At 59.1% G+C, this 17914-nt stretch carries 17 protein-coding genes and 1 tRNA gene; 9 read left to right on the top strand and 9 right to left on the bottom strand.

Going from position 1 to position 17914, the window contains the following annotated elements; genetic code table 11:
- The first annotated feature begins 17 nt into the window (after window positions 1-17).
- The 3 genes from FHT87_RS25135 to FHT87_RS25125 all read left to right on the top strand — a co-directional run bounded on the left by FHT87_RS25135 (window position 18) and on the right by FHT87_RS25125 (window position 1199).
- Window positions 18-94 (top strand) — tRNA-Met (locus FHT87_RS25135).
- 491 nt (window positions 95-585) lie between these two features.
- The gene (locus tag FHT87_RS25130) at window positions 586-828 is read left to right on the top strand and encodes a hypothetical protein (RefSeq protein ID WP_183735457.1); all 243 of its coding nucleotides are present in this window, start codon (window positions 586-588) and stop codon (window positions 826-828) included.
- 17 nt (window positions 829-845) lie between these two features.
- Window positions 846-1199, top strand: coding sequence for an EF-hand domain-containing protein (locus FHT87_RS25125; RefSeq protein WP_183735476.1), 354 nt, complete (start codon window positions 846-848; stop codon window positions 1197-1199).
- A gap of 108 nt (window positions 1200-1307) precedes the next feature.
- On the opposite strand, the gene FHT87_RS25120 is transcribed toward FHT87_RS25125, so the two are convergent.
- The gene (locus tag FHT87_RS25120) at window positions 1308-2306 is read right to left on the bottom strand and encodes an ABC transporter permease (RefSeq protein WP_183735456.1); all 999 of its coding nucleotides are present in this window, start codon (window positions 2304-2306) and stop codon (window positions 1308-1310) included.
- A gap of 43 nt (window positions 2307-2349) precedes the next feature.
- Window positions 2350-3090 (bottom strand): ATP-binding cassette domain-containing protein, encoded by a 741-nt coding sequence (locus tag FHT87_RS25115; protein WP_183735455.1) that lies wholly within the window; start codon window positions 3088-3090, stop codon window positions 2350-2352.
- 257 nt (window positions 3091-3347) lie between these two features.
- Between FHT87_RS25115 and FHT87_RS25110 the strand changes: the two genes are divergently transcribed.
- The 6 genes from FHT87_RS25110 to FHT87_RS25085 all read left to right on the top strand — a co-directional run bounded on the left by FHT87_RS25110 (window position 3348) and on the right by FHT87_RS25085 (window position 8929).
- The gene (locus FHT87_RS25110; RefSeq protein WP_183735454.1) at window positions 3348-4328 is read left to right on the top strand and encodes an NAD(P)-dependent oxidoreductase; all 981 of its coding nucleotides are present in this window, start codon (window positions 3348-3350) and stop codon (window positions 4326-4328) included.
- 48 nt (window positions 4329-4376) lie between these two features.
- Window positions 4377-5363, top strand: coding sequence for a substrate-binding domain-containing protein (locus FHT87_RS25105; protein ID WP_183735453.1), 987 nt, complete (start codon window positions 4377-4379; stop codon window positions 5361-5363).
- 195 nt (window positions 5364-5558) lie between these two features.
- Window positions 5559-6341, top strand: a complete 783-nt coding sequence (locus FHT87_RS25100) for a FadR/GntR family transcriptional regulator (protein ID WP_183735452.1) — start codon at window positions 5559-5561, stop codon at window positions 6339-6341.
- Window positions 6342-6874: 533 nt separating this feature from the next.
- Window positions 6875-7663, top strand: a complete 789-nt coding sequence (locus FHT87_RS25095) for a hypothetical protein (RefSeq protein WP_183805401.1) — start codon at window positions 6875-6877, stop codon at window positions 7661-7663.
- 154 nt (window positions 7664-7817) lie between these two features.
- Entirely contained in the window at window positions 7818-8606 is a 789-nt protein-coding gene (locus FHT87_RS25090; protein ID WP_183735450.1) for a DUF2092 domain-containing protein, read from the top strand.
- Window positions 8603-8929 carry a hypothetical protein gene (locus FHT87_RS25085; RefSeq protein WP_183735449.1) on the top strand — a complete coding sequence of 109 codons (327 nt, stop codon included), beginning with the start codon at window positions 8603-8605 and terminating at the stop codon, window positions 8927-8929. The genes FHT87_RS25090 and FHT87_RS25085 overlap by 4 nt, the downstream gene beginning before the upstream one ends.
- 13 nt (window positions 8930-8942) lie before the next feature.
- Here FHT87_RS25085 and FHT87_RS25080 read toward each other — a convergent pair whose 3' ends face one another.
- From FHT87_RS25080 to adh, 7 genes are all read right to left on the bottom strand, one after another.
- Entirely contained in the window at window positions 8943-12110 is a 3168-nt protein-coding gene (locus tag FHT87_RS25080) for a multidrug efflux RND transporter permease subunit (RefSeq protein WP_183805399.1), read from the bottom strand.
- A 41-nt stretch (window positions 12111-12151) separates the two neighbouring features.
- Complete coding sequence (locus FHT87_RS25075) at window positions 12152-13351, bottom strand: efflux RND transporter periplasmic adaptor subunit (RefSeq protein WP_183735447.1); 1200 nt, start codon at window positions 13349-13351, stop codon at window positions 12152-12154.
- Window positions 13352-13552: 201 nt separating this feature from the next.
- Complete coding sequence (locus tag FHT87_RS25070) at window positions 13553-14686, bottom strand: calcium:proton antiporter (RefSeq protein WP_183805397.1); 1134 nt, start codon at window positions 14684-14686, stop codon at window positions 13553-13555.
- A gap of 182 nt (window positions 14687-14868) precedes the next feature.
- A complete protein-coding gene (locus tag FHT87_RS25065; protein ID WP_183805395.1) occupies window positions 14869-15219 on the bottom strand; it encodes a ribbon-helix-helix domain-containing protein in 351 nt (116 codons plus the stop codon).
- 18 nt (window positions 15220-15237) lie between these two features.
- Complete coding sequence (locus FHT87_RS25060; RefSeq protein WP_183805393.1) at window positions 15238-15837, bottom strand: DJ-1/PfpI family protein; 600 nt, start codon at window positions 15835-15837, stop codon at window positions 15238-15240.
- Window positions 15838-15925: 88 nt separating this feature from the next.
- Entirely contained in the window at window positions 15926-16321 is a 396-nt protein-coding gene (locus FHT87_RS25055; RefSeq protein WP_183735443.1) for a DUF779 domain-containing protein, read from the bottom strand.
- A gap of 73 nt (window positions 16322-16394) precedes the next feature.
- Window positions 16395-17903, bottom strand: coding sequence for an aldehyde dehydrogenase (gene adh / locus FHT87_RS25050; protein WP_183805392.1), 1509 nt, complete (start codon window positions 17901-17903; stop codon window positions 16395-16397).
- Window positions 17904-17914: the final 11 nt, after the last annotated feature.

The raw sequence follows: 17914 nt of genomic DNA, 5'->3' as shown, positions 1-17914 counted from the left end.
CGTCCGGAATGAAATATCGCGGGGTGGAGCAGCCCGGTAGCTCGTCAGGCTCATAACCTGAAGGCCGCAGGTTCAAATCCTGCCCCCGCAACCAAGCCTTTCTATCAAGCAAAAAGCCCGCATGGTGAAAACCTGCGGGCTTTTTGACGTTAAGGGGTGGCGAAGACCGCTCAGAAGGCCGATCTGCCGTACAAGCCGGCGACCGACCTAAAGGCGTACGCACCCGGGGAACAATTTGGCGTGCTGTGTTGCGCCGGCTTCACGGCTGAAGGCAGACCGACGACCGTTCTAGCAGGACAGGAGCGGTCTTGGAGGACTGAAACCAGCGGGCTGAACTCGCCTCGGCGGACATCAACGGTGGAGGCAGGTGCTAGGTGTTGTCTTCAGTCATGCGCGGTGGTAGTATTTAATAGTATTGTTGCAGCTTTGGCGCGCGCTCTGCATGTTTTGCCTGTGAGTTGCTTCTGATTGGCGGAGAATCTCCGCACATGAAGAGCATACTCGCAGCTTGTTTTCGACCGCCGCCGCTCAACGGTGCCTCCGCCTGTTTGTCTTAAACGTGAACGGATATACTGGAGGAAAAAAATGACCAAGTGCACGATAGGTCTTGCTCTCTTAGGTTGCCTTGCCTTGTCTGGCTGCCAATCTGCTTCGACGTCCCAAACAGGACGTAGTAACGAGTTCGGCTGTATTGCCGGTTCGGTCGGCGGTGCGGTCGTCGGCGGATTGCTTGGCGCGACTATTGGCGCGGGGACCGGACAGCTCTGGGCCGTCGGTGGCGGCGCCACGCTGGGCGCCGCGGGCGGCAGTGCCTTGACATGTCATTGATGCGAAAGGTCGGGATGATGAAAAGAGCAGCCCTGCTGACGGGATTCGTTTTTTTTACCGCCATTGCAGCCGTCGCGCAGAATCAACCGGTGGCCATGAACCAAGGCCAAATGGACCGGCTCGATCGTGACAAGAATGGAGCGGTCGACCGATCTGAATATCAAACCTTCATGACCTCGGCCTTCGCGGGCCTGGATAAGAACAAGGACGGCAATCTGAACTCTGACGAAGTTGTCGGAGTTCTGACTGTCCAGCAGTTCTCCACCACCGACGCCAACAGTGACGGCAAGGTCAGCCAGAACGAGTTCCTGAATAGGGTTATGGCCGACTTCAAAGCCGCCGACCGCGGCGGCGATGGGAGCCTGCAGTAACGCACCAAGCAACGGCTAGGTGTGTTCGCCCGGTAGGCTTCACTCAGGTGAGCCTCATATGTTCATCATGCCGGTCTCGGAGGCTTGAGGATGTGGGACCGGGGTCGCCTACTCGTCGCGTCGCAAGTTGCGAATTCGGTCGAAAAGAACGGCAAGGACAATTGCACCGCCGATAAAGCTACCTTGCCAGAAGGCGTTGATGCCGAGCAGGCCAAGACTGTTGCGGATCACCTCGATGAGCGCGGCGCCGATCAACGCCCCAAAGGCGGTGCCGACGCCGCCAGCCAGATTGGCGCCGCCGATAACCGCAGCGGCGATAACCTGAAGTTCCATCCCTGCTCCGATATTTGTGGTGACTGCGCCGAGCCAGCCGGTTTGGATGATGCCGGCAATCCCCGCCGACAGGGCGGAAATCATATAGACGATGACCTTGATCCTCTGCACGGGAACGCCCGTCAGCGTCGCTGCGTGCTCATTGCCGCCGATGGCAAAAACATAGCGGCCGAACTTAGTCCAGCGCAGAACAAAACCGGTCATGAGTGCCAGCACGACCATGTAGAGCACTGGATTGGCGATGCCGAAAAACCAGGCACCGCCACCCAGCGCAAGCAGCTTGTCGTGATCAGGCCCGAACTGGAAGACGACAGTGTTGTTGGACGCCACCATCGCCAGGCTGCGCGCAATCGACAGCATCCCGAGCGTGACGACGAAGGGTGGGAAGCCGAGATAGGCAATCAATAGGCCGTTGAAAGCTCCGACCACAAGAGCAGTACCGATCGACGCAGCGATGCCGATCTCAATGCTGTACCCCGCATGCATGACGACCGCCAGCACCATGCTGCACAGGCAGAGCACGGAGCCAACGGACAAATCGATGCCGCCAGTGATGATGACCAGCGTCATGCCCAGCGCGATAATCGCGACGAACGTGACGTTGCGGGTGATGTTGTAGATGTTTTTTGCCGTCGCAAAGGAGTCTGTCGCCATCGACAGAAAAATGCAGGCGAGAATGACCGCGATCAGAACCCAGAATGTCTGGCCGCCCAAGATTGTCGCAAGCCAGCTCCGTTGCTTCTGCCCGATCGTCTGGTCAAGTGTAATCGCCATCGTCGACCTTCTTCCTTCTCGCTGCGGGGGCGGATAGCATCGATCACACCTGTTCGATGGCGCCGGTGATGAGCCCCGTCACTTCCTCAGGCGAACTTGCCGCAATTGGCTTGTCGGCTACTTTTCTGCCACGCCGCATCACGATCACACGGTCCGCGACCGAAAAGACGTCCGGCATGCGATGGCTGATCAGGACGACGACAATGCCCCGGTCACGCAATTCGCGGATCAGATTGAGAACCTCGGCGACCTGGCGCACGGAAATGGCTGCGGTTGGCTCGTCCATCAGCACGATTTTCGCCTCCGACAGCATCGTCCGGCCAATCGCGACCGCTTGCCGCTGGCCACCTGACATTTGCTTGACGAGATCGCGTGGTCGCGTCTCCGATTTGAGCTCGCGGAAGATCTCGCCGGCGCGTTTGTACATGGCCTTGTAGTCGAGGATGCGAAAGGGCCATATGCCGCGTCGCAATTCTCGTCCGAGGAACACGTTTGCCGCCGCCGTGAGATTATTGCAAAGCGCCAGATCCTGATGGACGATTTCGATGCCATGCAGCCGCGCCTCCTTCGGCCGATGCAGCACGATCTCGGAGCCATCGAGACGCATGGTTCCGTGGCTCGGTCGAAAGTTGCCGGCGATCATCTTGACCAACGTGGACTTGCCCGCGCCGTTATCGCCCATGAGGCCGACGACTTGCCCTGCTTCGAGCGAAAACGAAACGTCGTTGACGGCCTGGATGGCACCGAAATGTTTGGAAATATTGGTGAGCTCGAGAACCGCCACCAGCCTCCTGGCCTCCCAAAACTTGTCGCTATCCGTTCGCTCCGAGCCCGGCCTGTTTTCGACGCGAGGCTCGGGCGAAATCGCCTTTCCAATATCCTCCCAGGAAAAGCGAATATGAGCATTTACGCAAAACCCTGCGACAGCGTCAACTCATTGTCCGAGATGCGGAGCCTATTGTAACAAAAATCTGTTTTGTCAGACAAATATCAATTGACGGAAGTGGCGCGCGAATATTAGCTATTACTGGGAGAGAGAGCATGCTGATCCTTGTTACCGGTGCCACGGGCAAGGTCGGGCAGCGCTTCATTGCTGGGCTGCTTGACGATCCGAGATTTTCCAAAGCCCGTGTTCGCGCGCTTTGTCACAACCGTTTGTGCGAGGCGACCGACCGTGTCGACGTCATCCGCGGCTCGATCGCCGATCGCGATGTTGTGGCGGCAGCACTCAACGACGTAACCCATGTCGTGCATCTCGCCACTTGTAAGGAAACCCCTGAAGACATCATGGACGTTACGGTCAAGGGTCTCTTCTGGCTTCTCGAGGAGTTCCGCGGAAGCGCCACGGCACGTCAGTTCATCCTGATCGGCGGCGACGCGGGCATTGGGCATTTCCACTATCGCCATGGCGGCCCGATCACCGAGAGTGCCCCTCATTGCGCTTATCCGGGAAGCTATGCGCTCTCCAAGGTTCTGGAAGAGGTCATGCTGGAGCAGTTTGGCATTCAGTACGGCCTCAATGGCTGTTGTCTGCGAGCGCCCTGGATCATGGAAAAGGACGACTTCAAGTATTCGCTGTCCTTTGGAGATGACGTCTTTGGTGGCCCGGACTGGAAGACGCTCGTCCCGGAAGAAGCGGCGCGGCGCTATGCAGCTATGGGTACGGTGCCGCTGCTGCTCGATGCTGACGGTCGTCCGCTGAAACGCAACTTCGTGCATGTCGATGACCTCGTATCGGCGATATTGGCAGCAATCGACAATCCCCGGGCGGAACGACAACTCTTTAATATCTGCATGGATCGACCTGTCGACTATTCTGAAGTCGCCGCCTATCTGTCGCGCACGCGAAATCTCGGCTCTGTAGACATACCAAGCCGCTTCCATTCCAACTGGATGGACAACAGCAAGGCAAAATACCTGCTGGATTGGCGGCCAAACTACGATCTCGAAATGCTTATCGACTCGGCGTGGCAATACGAGCGTTCGAAGGAGGAGCCTCGTATCGTGTGGTATCCGGGTTGATTTCGTGTGGCGGGCATGCCGTGCCCGTCTGTTTCAAGGGAGGAAACCATGAGGAAGGCATTACTACTTACAGCCGCAGTTTTAGCATTGACCGCAGGGCAGGCCCTGGCGAAGAAGCAACTCGTCATCGTCGTGAAAGGTCTCGACAATCCATTCTTCGAAGCAATCAATCAAGGTTGCCAGAAATGGAACAAAGAAAATCCGACTGCGGAATTTGAGTGCTTCTACACCGGTCCGGCATCGACATCCGATGAAGCCGGCGAAGCGCAGATCGTTCAGGATATGTTGGGCAAGGCAGACACTGCCGCAATCGCAATTTCGCCATCAAATGCGAAGCTCATCGCCCAGACCCTGAAGACCGCCAATCCGAGCGTTCCGGTGATGACGCTTGATGCCGATCTTGCAGCCGAGGACGCGGCCTTACGCAAGACCTATCTCGGTACTGACAACTATCTGATGGGCGCACGTATCGGTGAGTACATCAAGAAGGCCAAGCCGAACGGCGGCAAGATCTGCACGATCGAAGGCAATCCGGGAGCAGACAATATTCTGCGTCGCGCGCAAGGTATGCGTGACACGCTCACTGGCCAGAAGGGCCTTACGGAATTGAAAGGCGAGGGTGGCTGGACGGAAGTCGCCGGCTGCCCGGTCTTTACCAATGACGATGGTGCCAAAGGCGTGCAGGCAATGACCGATATCCTCGCGGCCAATCCCGACCTCGATGCATTCGGCATCATGGGCGGCTGGCCCTTGTTCGGCGCACCGCAACCCTATCGCGATCTGTTCAAGCCGATGGCTGAGAAGATTGCCAGCAACGAGTTCGTCATCGGTGCGGCAGACACGATCGGTGACGAGGTTGCGATCGCGAGAGAAGGCCTGGTGACCGCGCTCGTCGGCCAACGGCCGTTCGAGATGGGTTACAAAGCACCTTCCGTGATGATGGATCTGATTGCCGGCAAGGCAGTTGAAGATCCGGTCTTCACCGGGCTTGATGAGTGCACGAAGGACACAGTCGATACCTGCATTCAAAAGTAGCGCTCGCGGTTTGGCGCACCCGGTACAAGGGTGCGCCGGCTGCCTCCACGAGACGGATCGAAAGATCTGCAGGGCTTGACGCGCCCTGAATTCCGCGCTTTGGGCCGGACTCAATCGCAGGCGACTTCCTCGTTATTACGATTGTTTTGATCAGACGTGCAGACAGTCGAAAGAATGCTGAGGCAGTAGAAATAAATGCCTGACAAGAAATCGGGGAAGCCGACGACTTTGGTCGAGGTGGCGAGAGCGGACCGTTCAGCCACTACAAGGCGCCCAAATGCTCCCCGCATGACTGGGGCGAGTGTTCATGTGTCTTTGGCAGGCGAGATCGGCCTCCGGATCGTGCGCGGTGACTATCCGCCCGGCACGATCCTGCCAAACGAGGCAAAATGGTCGCAAGTCTTTGACGTCAGCCGGTCAGCGGTGCGCGAAGCAATCAAGATGCTGATGGCCAAGGGCCTGCTTGCTTCCCGCCCAAAAATCGGCAGTTGGGTCGAACCTAGGGAACGTTGGAACCTGCTGGATCGAGATGTGCTGGGCTGGTATGCCGCATCTCCCGATCGGGAATCGTTTCTGAGGGCCGTGCAAGAACTCAGGCATATGATCGAGCCGGAAGCGACTGCGCTTGCTGCGGAGCGCCGAACCGAGGAGCAAATGAACGCGATCAGTCAGGCCCTGCATGACATGGGTCAGGCGACGTCACTCCAGCAGCGAACAGAATCCGATACCCGATTTCACATCGCGATCTTGCGCGCCACCGGAAATGATCTGCTGGTGCCGCTCGGCGCATTGATCGAATCGGCGCTGAACCATCTCTTCGCCTATATCACGCGCGAAGAGGATGACCTGCTGTATGTACTGAGACTACATGAAAATATTGAGAAAAGCATCCGACTGCAGCGACCGAACATGGCGCGCAACGCAGTCCGCAAAGTGCTGGCAAATACAGACCAACTGATAGCACGGTGGTCACGATAGAAGTTTGCATCCTGCCCGGCTGTGGAGGCGGCCGCCAGTCGCGCGTGCGTATCTTCGACAGTGTATAGTGCAAAGCCCGCAATAGAAGCCAAAAACAGGTCCGCCAAAAGCGGGCTTCTTTGTTGGCAGCGGAACGACGATTTAGCACGGGTCGAGGCGCGCCTCTGCCTTTGCAAAATTTTCGGGTGTTGAGGCAGCAATGGGCCATGAGATTCTGGCGTCGTTTCCAGTGAGCTGGAGGTTACTTCAAACAGAGCCACGCTGGTATAAAGCATAGATAGCCGATGTTATTATCGCCTGCCAGCAGCGCAGAATGCATCCCGCGGCTAACCCATAAGCATAGTGCGTTAATCCTTGTCCGGATATTCGAGCCTAGTCTATAAAATTCGAATGTGCTAAATTTAAAGGCGAGTGGACGTTCCACAATTTCCGTTTAGCGACCTTCATCGACCCTTTCGAGGTCCTGCTGTCTCATTCAGCTGAGGTATTTGTTTTCATGCCGTAAATCGATGAGCTTTCCAGGGAGGGGAACAATGCGAGAATGTGCATCTTCTCTAAGAGCGGAGCGGCGCGGGAGGCGCCGTTTGATCTTCGGATTATCGGCGCTCAGCGTCGTCTGTGCGGCTAGTCTTTTCGCTGGGATCGCTATCGCGCAGGCACCCACCGACGAGCAGAAAAGCGCGGTCAGATCAGCCTGCCGATCCGATTTCATCGCACAATGCTCTGGCGTGCAGCCGGGAGGCATGGAGGCGCTGAACTGCCTGCAGCAACATGATTCCACACTCTCCGCCGCCTGCCGCGAGGCTGTCTCGGCTATAACAGCCAAACCCAAATCGACATCCGCGGAGCCAGCTCAAACGGCGCCTGTCACAACAGGTGCGGCGACGCCTGCTCCGGCAGCCGGCGCTCAGCCGACCGAGGCGCAGCGCGATGCCGTCAAGTCAGCCTGCCGCTCCGACTTCATGGCGCAATGCTCCGGTGTGGCCCCAGGCGGTGCGGCGGCGCTCTCCTGTCTGCAGCAGCATAGTGCCGGTCTGTCGGCCCCCTGTCAGCAGGCGGTCGCGGCCATCGGTGCAGCAGGGGCGCCAGCAACCAGTGCAGGTGCTGCCACGGCTACCGCACCGCCGGCGACCCGGCCGGCCGCCATGCCCGTCTTCTCTCCGCGCGAGGAAATGATGATCGTGCGCGAGACCTGCGGACCGGATTTCCGGGCCTTTTGCCGGATGGTGCCGATCGGCGGCGGGCGGGTCATCTCGTGCCTGCGGGACAATCTGCAGCGCGTATCACCAGCCTGTCACAAGGTGCTGACCTCGGGACTGTAGCGGCCTTCCAAAACGCTCGGGTTCACTGGGGAATGCCTGAACTCTCAGGCATTCTCCTGATGGGTCCGCACCGCCATTCCGCTGTTGTCGCAGCACGATCCGAAATCCCCGCATTCGATGAATTCAATGACGACACAAGTGAAAGGCAATTGCCATGTCATCGACTTCTCATCTATCGCGATTGAAACGAATACTGAGCTATTCCGCTGTTGCTGGCGGCCTTGTACTACCAACCCATGCATGGGCGGATGATGCAAAAGATCTTCTGAAGGCCATGTCCGATTTTCTGGTGGCGCAGAAGACCATCTCCTTCAACTACCAGTCATCGCTCGAAGCTGTAACCCCGGATTTCGAGAAGCTGCAATTTGTCAGTTCGGGTACAGCCAATATCACCCGGCCCGACAAACTGCGTGTCACGCGGACCGGAGGCTTTGCCGATATCGATGTCGGCTTCGACGGTTCGACGCTGACCGTGCATGGCAAGAACCTCGATGCCTATGCGAAGATCGAGGGCAAAGGCTCGCTCGATGATCTGATCGACAGGCTCGCCGATGCCGGCGTGGAAGCGCCAGGCGCCGATCTGCTCTCGTCTCACGTCTATGACATCTTGATGTCCGACGTGACCGAGGCCAAGCACATCTCGAGCGCCTTCATCGACGGTGTGGAATGCGAATATCTGACGTTCCGCACACCGGAACTCGACTGGCAGATCTGGATACAGACGGGTTCGCAGCCGATACCGCGGCGCTATGTGATCACCAGCAAACACGTCGTCCAGGCGCCGCAATATACGCTTGAGATCAGCGACTTCAAAAGCGGGGCGGATGTTGCCGCCACCTCTTACAATATCGAGATCCCGGCCACTGCGAAGACCGTGGATCTGAGTGAACTCCAATCTATCGATGAGCTTCCGGCGCCCGCCGTTACAGGAGATATGCAATGACCCGCAGCAAGCTCTTTTTCGCCCTCTGCCTTGCCAGCGTGATGACCTTTACCGATCTTCGCCTGGAAGAAGGTCCACTACCGCTGTCGATCGGCTTTGCCACACCGGCGGAGGCGGTCATCGGCCGTCCCTTGACGCCGCTCTCCTATGCGGGGGTGGCGCGTCGCACCACACGCCGCGTGGTCCGGCGCACGGCGACGACGATTGCCGTGCTGCCTCCAGGCTGCATTTATGGCCCTTATTATGGCGGCTATTATTATCGCTGCGGCGGCCTCTACTATGCCAAGAGCGGCGGGGTTTATGTGCAGGTAATCGTGCAATAGGCTGCTTGCCAGCCTATTGTGCCGTCATTTCCGCATCGGTCACTGCAGGAGCTTTGCCGCGGCGCCTTCTGAACTCTTCAAAGCGCTGCAGCACGACGTAGAAGGAAGGAACGAACAACACGGCAAGGCAGGTCGATGCGATCATGCCGCTGAAGACCGATATGCCGATCGACTTGCGGGCGGATGCGCCGGCCCCCGTCGCGAGGACAAGCGGCAGGACGCCGAGAATGAAGGCGAAGGATGTCATGAGGATCGGTCGGAAGCGCAGGCGGGCAGCCTCGACGGCCGCTTCCAGGATTTCCATGCCTTCCTCTCGCTTTTCTCGGGCGTATTCGACGATGAGAATGGCATTCTTCGATGCCAAAGCGATCAAAAGGATCAGGCCGATCTGGGTGTAGAGGTTGTTGGCGACGCCCGCCGCCATTAACGCGCCGACGGTGCCGAGCAGGGCAAGCGGGACAGCCAGAAGCACAGCAAGCGGCAGGATCCAGCTTTCATATTGACCCGCGAGCACGAAGTAGACGAGCAGCATGCCGAGCGCGAAGATATAGTAGATCTGTCCGCCGACCGCCTTTTCCTGATAGGAGAGCGCCGTCCACTCATAGCCGGTTCCCGTCGGCAAGGTCTGGTCGGCAATCTGCTCCATGACGTTGAGTGCCTGGCCGGAGCTGAAGCCGGCGGCAGGTCCGCCAACGATGGTTGCTGACGGGTAGAGATTGTAGAGGCTGATCAGTGAGGGGCCTTGCATCGGCTTGATATCGACAACGGTTCCGAGCGGCACCATCGTGCCATCGCCGGCCTTGACCTCCAGATTGCGGATATCGTCAGGGCTGACGCGGAATTCCGGAGATGCCTGGGCATAGACCTGGAACGTGCGGCCAAACTTGTTGAACTGTGTCACGTAGCTCGATCCGACGTAGCCCGACAGCGCAGAGAAAACCTGTCCAACCGTGACGCCCAACGTCTCGGCCTTGATACGGTCGACCACGACCTCAAGCTGCGGCACATTCGAGCGGAACGACGTGCTCAGCCTTTGCAGCGATGACTGGGCTTCGCCATTTTTCACAATCGTATCGGTAAGGGACTGCAACAGTGCATAGTCGGAAACACCATTCTTGATCTCAACTTGCATCGTGAAGCCGCTGGCATTGCCGACGCCCTGGATGGGGGGCGGCACGATGACGAGGGTTTTCGCGACCAGTACGTTTTGCAGCGCACCGTTCAGATGCTGGTAGATGGACAGAAGATCCTGGCCCTTTTCCTTCAGCCTTTCATCCCAGTCCTTCAGCACGACATAGGCCACGCCGGCGTTCTGCAGACTGGCATTGTTATCGAGAACGGATATGCCGCTGATCGTCAGGACCTGATCGACGCCCGGTGTCTCCTGGGCGATTTTGCCGACATCCGCCATGACGGCATCGGTGCGCTCCTTGGATGCGCCATCCGGCAGTTGCGCGCCGATCAGCACGTAGCCCTGGTCCTCAATTGGCAGAAATGCAGTCGGCACGCGTGTCAGCCCCCAGACGGCGACACCCATCATCGCCAGCGCAAGAACGACCATCGCGACGGCGTGGCGCGTCATCGAGCCGATCAGCCGGACGTATCCGTGTTCGCCCCAGTCGTAGATCCGGTTGAAGCCGCGATAGACGAAGTTGCGCTTCTCGGGTGGCACCGGCGCGCGCAGCCAGAGGGCGCATTGCGTCGGTTTCAACGTCACGGCGTTGATGGCGCTGATCAGCGCCGTGGCGGCAATCACGAGAGCAAACTGGCGGTAAAGCTGGCCCGTCAGCCCCGGCAGGAAGGCGGCTGGAATGAAAACGGCCATCAGCACCAGCGTGATACCGATGACGGGGCCGAGCAGTTCTTCCATCGCCTTTTCGGCTGCCTGCCTGCCGGACATGCCTGCCTCGATATGTCTCGCGACACCTTCGACAATGACGATGGCGTCATCGACGACGATGCCGATGGCGAGGACGATTGCAAACAGCGTGGAGAGGTTGACGGTGAAGCCCATGGCCGCCATCGCGGCAAAGGCGCCGATGATGGTGACCGGAACGGTTGTTGCCGGCACGAGCATGGCTCGCCAGTCCTGCAGAAACAGCAGAATGACGATGAGAACGAGAACGCCTGCCTCGATCAGCGTGACATAGACTTCGTTGATCGAGGCCTTGACGAATTTCGTGGTGTCGAAGGGGAGATGATATTCGAGGCCTGGCGGGAAGGCCTTGGCCAGTTCCGCCATCTTTACATCGACTGCCTGGGCCACAGCGATGGCGTTTGCTTCCGGCAATTGGGAGATACCGATGCCCGCAGCCGGTCGGCCATTCTGCATGAAGGTCTGGCTATAGGTCTGCGCACCCAGTTCGACCCGGCCGATATCGCGGATGCGCGTTACCCGGCCGCCGTCCGCGCCATCGACCTTGACGATGATGTTCTCGTAGTCGACAGCATCATTCAGCCGGCCATTGATGTTCAGTGTATATTGGAATGTCTGCCCCTGGGGCACCGGCGGAATGCCGATCTGGCCGGCCGTGACCTCCTGGCTCTGTTGCTGCACGACATTGACGATATCCTGCGGCGTCAGCCCGCGAGCCTGCAGCAGGTTCGGATCCATCCAGATACGCATGGCATATTGGCCGGCGCCGAAGACCGTGACGTTGCCGACGCCAGGCAGGCGGGCAAGTTCGTTCTGGAGGTTGATGACCGCATAATTGGAGAGGAACAGGTTGTCATAGCGGCTGTCCGGCGAGGTCAGAGTGACAAAGCCGAGGATAGCGGTCGATTTCTTCTGAGTGCTGACGCCTTGAACCTGCACCGACTGCGGAAGTGACGACATGGCGACCGCGACACGGTTTTGCACCAGGACCTGTGCCTGATCGGGATCTGTGCCGATGGCGAAGGTCACGGTCAGTGAGTAGGTGCCGTCGCTTGCGCTGGTGGACTGCATGTAGAGCATGTCCTGTACGCCGTTGACCTGCTGCTCGATCGGCAGCGCCACCGTATCGACGAGCGTCTTGGCGCTGGCGCCCGGAAAGCGGGTCGTCACCTGCACTGTCGGCGGAACGACATTTGGATATTGCGCCACTGGCAGTTGGAAAAGAGCCACCGCGCCGATGAGAACAAAGACCAACGCCAGAACATTGGCGAGCACCGGCCGTTCGATGAAGAAGCGCGAGATCATGCTGTTGCCCTTGGACGTTCAGATGAGGCGTTGTGGCGAAATTACTGCGTCGTCGTCGTAGCCTTTGCATCGGTGCCGGCCGCCGCCGGTTGCGGTTTCATGTCGATTTTCTCGGGCGCAGCCTTGCTGCCTGGGATTGCCTGCTGGATGCCCTGGATGACGACCCAGTCGGCGGGTTCGAGGCCGGATTCGATGACGCGGAGGGCGCCTTCGCGCTGGCCGGCCTTCACCTGTTTCTGCTCGATCGTATCGTCCTTGCCGAGAACGAGCAGGTAGCTGCCGAGCTGGTTGGTGGCGATCGCATCGTCGCGCACGAGCAGCGCCTTCTCGTTCTGGCCGATCGGTACGCGAACGCGCACGAAGAGGCCGGGCAGCATGGCCTTGTCTTTGTTATCGAACAGAGCCCGAACCTGAAGCGTTCCGGTCGATGCATCGAGTTGCGGCGAGACGTAGTCGAGATGTCCCTTATGTGGGTAGCCTTCTTCGGATTGCAGGCCGAGTTCGGCTGGGATGCTCGGCAGATCCGTCTGCTTGAAGGTGCGTCCCTGCTTTCTCAACATATCCTTGATCAGTAGCACCTGGGTTTCGCTGACGTTGAAATACGCATAGATCGGGTCCGTTTGAACAATGCTGGCGAGCTTGGTGGGGCCTGAGACGCCGACGAGCGTGCCGATATCGACAAGGTGGTCGGTCACCGTGCCATCGAAGGGGGCAATCACTTCCGTATAGCCGAGATTGATCGTTGCAAGTTCGACATTGGCCTGCGCATTGAGGATCTGCGCGTTGGCCTCGTCGAGCGTCGCCTTGGCGCTGTCGACGGCTGTCTGCGTCGTGACCTGCTGCTTCATCAGATTGACCTGACGATCGTACTCCTGCTTGGCGCCAACCTGGGATGCCTGTTGCGATGCGAGGGATGCCTTGGCCTGATCAAGCTGGGCCTGATAGGTGTCGCGCTCGATCCCGAAGAGCTTCGTGCCCTTCGTTACCGTCGTGCCATCCTGATAATCGATCGATTGAAGGTAACCCTGGACGCGCGCTTCGATATCGACCGAGTTCAGCGGCGCAGTATTGCCCGTGAGTTCGAAATAGAGGGTGATGGGCTCCTGGACTGGTTGCGCAACACGGACGGCCGGTGGCGGAGGCGGGACGTAGGTATTGCTGCTTCCATCGCAGGCAGCGAGCGCTGTCATGCCGATGAGTGTTACGGAAATCTGCAGGCCCCGATGCAATCCCTCACGCATTCTTGCTGCCCCGATGATCTATGTGTCCCGGTCTTCATGCGTGCCTTGGTGACGACCCCATCAGTCGCCAAGTGTTTCAGGCATGCGGTACTATGTCGCGGGATTGTCCGAAATTGCAATAGCTTATGGCATGCAATCCAGCTGCGTCTAAACGATTGATGACTCCGCAATTCCATCATGGCCCAGCCTGGAATTTTCTATTCACTGCTGAGTAATGAGCAGCACGTAAGACACGAACAGCATCAGGTGAACTGCGCCCTGCATGAGATTGGTGCGCCCACTCGAAAACGTGATGATGCTGACGGCGAGCGTCAGCACGAACATGACAAGATCCGGGCCTTGAAGCCCCAGCGTGACGGGGTGTCCGTAGAGGTGGCTGATTGCCAGCATGGCCGGCACGGTGAGGCCGATCGTCGACAGAACCGAGCCGAGGAAAATGTTGATGGCTCGCTGCAGGTGGTTGGCGACGGAGGCGCGCACGGCGCTGATCGCCTCTGGTGTTGCGACGAGTACCGCCATGACCACCCCCCCGAATGCTGCCGGTGCACGAAGGGTTTCGATCACGTAGTCGATCGGCCGGGCAAGCTGTTCGACCAGGAAGACGACCGGCACCATATAAGCGAGCAGCAGTACCGCATGATGCCAGACGGACCGGTGGCGCCGCATGCTGACGATGTGCTGCTCGTGATGGTTGCCGTCATCGGCGAAGTAGCGATGATGACGGCCGGCCTGGAGGAGCAGAAATACACTGTACAGGCCAATCGAGACTATGCCGAGAAACATCTGCCTGGGCGCCGAGGGGTGCGGGCCATCCGGGCCGGCCAGAAACGTGGGCATGACGAGGCTGAGGGTGGCCAGTGGCACGATGACGCCGAGATAGGCATTGGCGCCGTGCAGGTTGTGCTGCTGATCTTCCCGCCGCCACGCGCCAAGGAGCAGCGACAATCCCACCATGCCGTTCAGAATGATCATGACGACGGCAAACAGCGTGTCACGTGCGAGCGTCGGATTGTTCTCTCCATGCCGCATGACAGCCGAGATCGCCATCACTTCGATCGAGGTAATCGCAAGGGTCAAGATGAGGGTCCCGTACGGCTCTTGAAGCTGTTCCGCCAGATGATCGGCATGACGAACGACCGATAGGGCGGAACCCAGCACAACGGCAAAAAGCCAGAAAAAAATGACGATGAACCAGAGTGGCTCGGAAAGCTGCGCGAAGATTGGCCCGGAGAAAACAAGGAAAGCCAGGCTGGTTGCGACACTGACGCCAAAGAACCATTCCTCGCGCACGATGCCTGCTAAACCGATGGTGTGCAATGCGGAGCCGTCAGTCATTGAAACCACCGCCAGCCACGGAATGCCGTAGCATCACGACCACGATCGCTGCCATCTTCCTCTCCGCTTTCCCCGCCGCCGGGCAAACCGAGCGGTGCGGTTTGGCGGCGGCTGGGAGCGATTGTCTCACGCAGAGGGGCATTCCGCCTATCTAAAAATCGTCGCTCAGGTTTCAGGCGAATTCAATGGTACTTCCGTTTCTCCCGCCCCAGAATTTCCGGGGCGTCGAGGCCGGCGATCGGTCTCGAAAGGTCGGCAGGGATGTCGCCGGCAAGCTGGAGATCCAGGTAACGGGCGCAGCAGACACGGAGGAACGAAGTGAAGTTGCCGAGGTCATGGCCGGCATCGATCGACTCGTGGTGCAGCCTGGTGATGAGCTGGACCACGTTCATGCCGTCGCGGGTGGCAATTTCTTCCAGTTTCGACCAGAAGAAATTCTCCAGCCGCACGCTGGTGACCATGCCGTCGATGCGCAGCGACCGGGTGGTGCTTTCCCAGAGGCTGGCATCAGCCTTGATGAAGAGTTCACACATCACGTTCCTCCCGCGGCTTCACTCGGCGGCGTTGGTCTCCAGCACCGTTGCCGCGTCGAGCACCGTCATGAACTGGCGCAGCCACGAGGGGTGAGCCGGCCAGGCCGGTGCGGTGACGAGATTGCCATCGGAAACAGCGTCACTGATCGCGATATCGGCATACGTGCCGCCGGCAAGTTCGACTTCCGGACGGCAGGCGGGATAGGCCGAGCAGGTGCGGCCCTTGAGAACACCGGCAGCCGCCAGAAGCTGGGCGCCGTGGCAGATCGCGGCAACCGGCTTGTTGGCATCGAAGAAATGCCTGACAGCCTTGATGACATCGGGGTTGAGGCGGAGATATTCCGGCGCGCGGCCGCCGGGAATGACGAGCGCATCGTAATCTTCGGCGCGCACGCTTTCGAAGGTGGCATTCAGCGCGAAGTTATGGCCGCGCTTTTCGGAATAGGTCTGGTCGCCTTCGAAATCATGGATGGCGGTGGCGACCGTCTGGCCGGCGGTCTTACCGGGGCAGACTGCATGGACCGTATAGCCGCAGGCAAGCAGCGTCTGGAACGGCACCATGGTTTCGTAATCTTCAGTGAAATCGCCTGTGATCATCAGGATCTTGGTCGCTGGCATTTCTTCCTCCCGTAAAAAACCAACAGATGGACTTTAACAAAGGATCGCGGCCGCGGGTAATATAGGAATACTACACGGGGCTTCCGGATCAGGTCGTTTCGCGTGCCCTGACATCGGGGATGGCGCAGGCCTCGCCGCCGCCGAACATGCGCGAACGGGTGAGGAAGCGCTTCTCGCGGCCATTATCGAGCGAGAACATGCCGCCGCGGCCGGGCACGACGTCGATGATGAGTTGCGTGTGCTTCCAAGCCTCGAACTGGCTGGCGCTGATATAGACAGGCACGCCGCCGATCTCGCCGAGCTTCACATCCTGATCGCCGACGATAAAATCGTCCGTCGGATAACACATGGGCGAAGAGCCGTCGCAGCAGCCGCCGGACTGGTGGAAGAGGATTTTGGGATAATCCCGTTGGATTTCCCTGATGAGGTCGAGCGCCGCATCGGTGGCGAGCACGCGCGCTTCGCCATTGACCGTCTGTTCCATGATTGCCTCCTCCAAGACAATGCCTCCTCCCCGTGAAGGGAGGAGGCTCGATGATAGCACGATCGGCTGCTTCTCAGAAGAAGCCGAGCTTCTTCGGGCTGTAGCTGACCAGCATGTTCTTGGTCTGCTGGTAATGGTCGAGCATCATCTTGTGCGTTTCGCGACCGATGCCGGACTGCTTGTAGCCGCCGAAGGCCGCATGGGCCGGATAGGCGTGGTAGCAATTGGTCCAGACGCGGCCGGCTTGGATTTCCCGGCCGAAGCGATAGGCGCGGTTGGCATCGCGGGTCCAGACACCGGCGCCGAGGCCGTAGAGCGTGTCATTGGCAATCTCGAGCGCCTCCTTGTCATCCTTGAAGGTGGTGACGGAGACGACCGGGCCGAAGATTTCTTCCTGGAACACACGCATCTTGTTGTGGCCCTTGAAGATGGTCGGCTTGATGTAATAGCCCTCAGACAGTTCGCCGCCGAGATCGTTGCGTGAGCCGCCCGCAAGAACCTGCGCGCCTTCCTGCTTGCCGATATCGAGGTAAGCGAGGATCTTTTCCATCTGCTCGGTGGAGGCCTGAGCGCCAATCATCGTTGCCGGGTCGAGCGGGTTGCCCTGCTTGATGGCTTCGACGCGCTTGACGGCCCGTTCCATGAAGCGCTCATAGATCGATTCCTGGATGAGGGCGCGGCTCGGGCAGGTGCAGACTTCGCCCTGGTTCAGCGCGAACATGGCGAAACCTTCGAGCGCCTTGTCGAAGAAATCGTCGTCTTCGGCAGCCACATCGGCAAAGAAGATGTTGGGTGACTTGCCGCCGAGTTCCAGCGTGACCGGAATGAGGTTCTGGCTGGCATATTGCATGATCAGGCGGCCTGTCGTCGTCTCGCCGGTGAAGGCGATCTTGGCGATACGCGGGCTGGAGGCCAGCGGCTTGCCGGCCTCGAGACCAAAACCATTGACGATGTTGAGCACACCGGGCGGCAACAGATCGCCGACGATTTCTGCCCAGAGAAGCAGGGAGGCGGGCGTCTGTTCAGCCGGCTTGATGACGACGCAGTTGCCGGCGGCAAGGGCCGGGGCCAGCTTCCAGGTCGCCATCAGGATCGGAAAATTCCAGGGAATGATCTGGCCGACGACGCCGAGCGGTTCATGGAAGTGGTAGGCGACCGTGTCATGGTCGATTTCGCCGATCGTGCCTTCCTGGGCGCGGATGCAGGAGGCGAAATAGCGGAAGTGGTCTATGGCGAGCGGAATGTCGGCCGCCATGGTTTCGCGGATCGGCTTGCCATTGTCCCAGGTTTCGGCCTGCGCCAGAAGCTCCAGCTTGTCTTCCATGCGCTGGGCGATCTTCATGAGGATGTTGGAGCGCTCTGTGGTGGAGGTGCGACCCCATTTTTCCTTCGCGGCATGGGCGGCATCGAGCGCGGCGTTGATGTCTTTTTCATCGGAGCGCGGGATTTCGCAGAGCTTGCCGCCTGTGACGGGCGTGACGTTGTCGAAATATTTGCCGCCGATCGGCTCGCGCCATTCGCCGCCGATGTAGTTGCCGTATTTGAGCTTGAACGGCGACTCGACGATTTTCTGATGAAGCATGTCATCCTCCC

Origin of the sequence: Rhizobium sp. BK316 (assembly GCF_014193695.1) — a bacterium.
Lineage (GTDB): Bacteria > Pseudomonadota > Alphaproteobacteria > Rhizobiales > Rhizobiaceae > Rhizobium.
This window is presented reverse-complemented; position numbering and strand designations above follow the sequence as displayed.

What these genes read in the sequence shown, in the direction of transcription:
- adh (WP_183805392.1), bottom strand. Translation starts at nt 17,903, where the DNA reads ATGCTTCATCAGAAAATCGTCGAGTCGCCGTTCAAGCTCAAATACGGC.
- FHT87_RS25095 (WP_183805401.1), top strand. Translation starts at nt 6,875, where the DNA reads ATGCGAGAATGTGCATCTTCTCTAAGAGCGGAGCGGCGCGGGAGGCGC.
- FHT87_RS25085 (WP_183735449.1), top strand. Translation starts at nt 8,603, where the DNA reads ATGACCCGCAGCAAGCTCTTTTTCGCCCTCTGCCTTGCCAGCGTGATG.
- FHT87_RS25055 (WP_183735443.1), bottom strand. Translation starts at nt 16,321, where the DNA reads ATGGAACAGACGGTCAATGGCGAAGCGCGCGTGCTCGCCACCGATGCG.
- FHT87_RS25110 (WP_183735454.1), top strand. Translation starts at nt 3,348, where the DNA reads ATGCTGATCCTTGTTACCGGTGCCACGGGCAAGGTCGGGCAGCGCTTC.
- FHT87_RS25105 (WP_183735453.1), top strand. Translation starts at nt 4,377, where the DNA reads ATGAGGAAGGCATTACTACTTACAGCCGCAGTTTTAGCATTGACCGCA.
- FHT87_RS25080 (WP_183805399.1), bottom strand. Translation starts at nt 12,110, where the DNA reads ATGATCTCGCGCTTCTTCATCGAACGGCCGGTGCTCGCCAATGTTCTG.
- FHT87_RS25090 (WP_183735450.1), top strand. Translation starts at nt 7,818, where the DNA reads ATGTCATCGACTTCTCATCTATCGCGATTGAAACGAATACTGAGCTAT.
- FHT87_RS25130 (WP_183735457.1), top strand. Translation starts at nt 586, where the DNA reads ATGACCAAGTGCACGATAGGTCTTGCTCTCTTAGGTTGCCTTGCCTTG.
- FHT87_RS25125 (WP_183735476.1), top strand. Translation starts at nt 846, where the DNA reads ATGAAAAGAGCAGCCCTGCTGACGGGATTCGTTTTTTTTACCGCCATT.
- FHT87_RS25065 (WP_183805395.1), bottom strand. Translation starts at nt 15,219, where the DNA reads ATGTGTGAACTCTTCATCAAGGCTGATGCCAGCCTCTGGGAAAGCACC.
- FHT87_RS25070 (WP_183805397.1), bottom strand. Translation starts at nt 14,686, where the DNA reads ATGACTGACGGCTCCGCATTGCACACCATCGGTTTAGCAGGCATCGTG.
- FHT87_RS25100 (WP_183735452.1), top strand. Translation starts at nt 5,559, where the DNA reads ATGCCTGACAAGAAATCGGGGAAGCCGACGACTTTGGTCGAGGTGGCG.
- FHT87_RS25075 (WP_183735447.1), bottom strand. Translation starts at nt 13,351, where the DNA reads ATGCGTGAGGGATTGCATCGGGGCCTGCAGATTTCCGTAACACTCATC.
- FHT87_RS25120 (WP_183735456.1), bottom strand. Translation starts at nt 2,306, where the DNA reads ATGGCGATTACACTTGACCAGACGATCGGGCAGAAGCAACGGAGCTGG.
- FHT87_RS25060 (WP_183805393.1), bottom strand. Translation starts at nt 15,837, where the DNA reads ATGCCAGCGACCAAGATCCTGATGATCACAGGCGATTTCACTGAAGAT.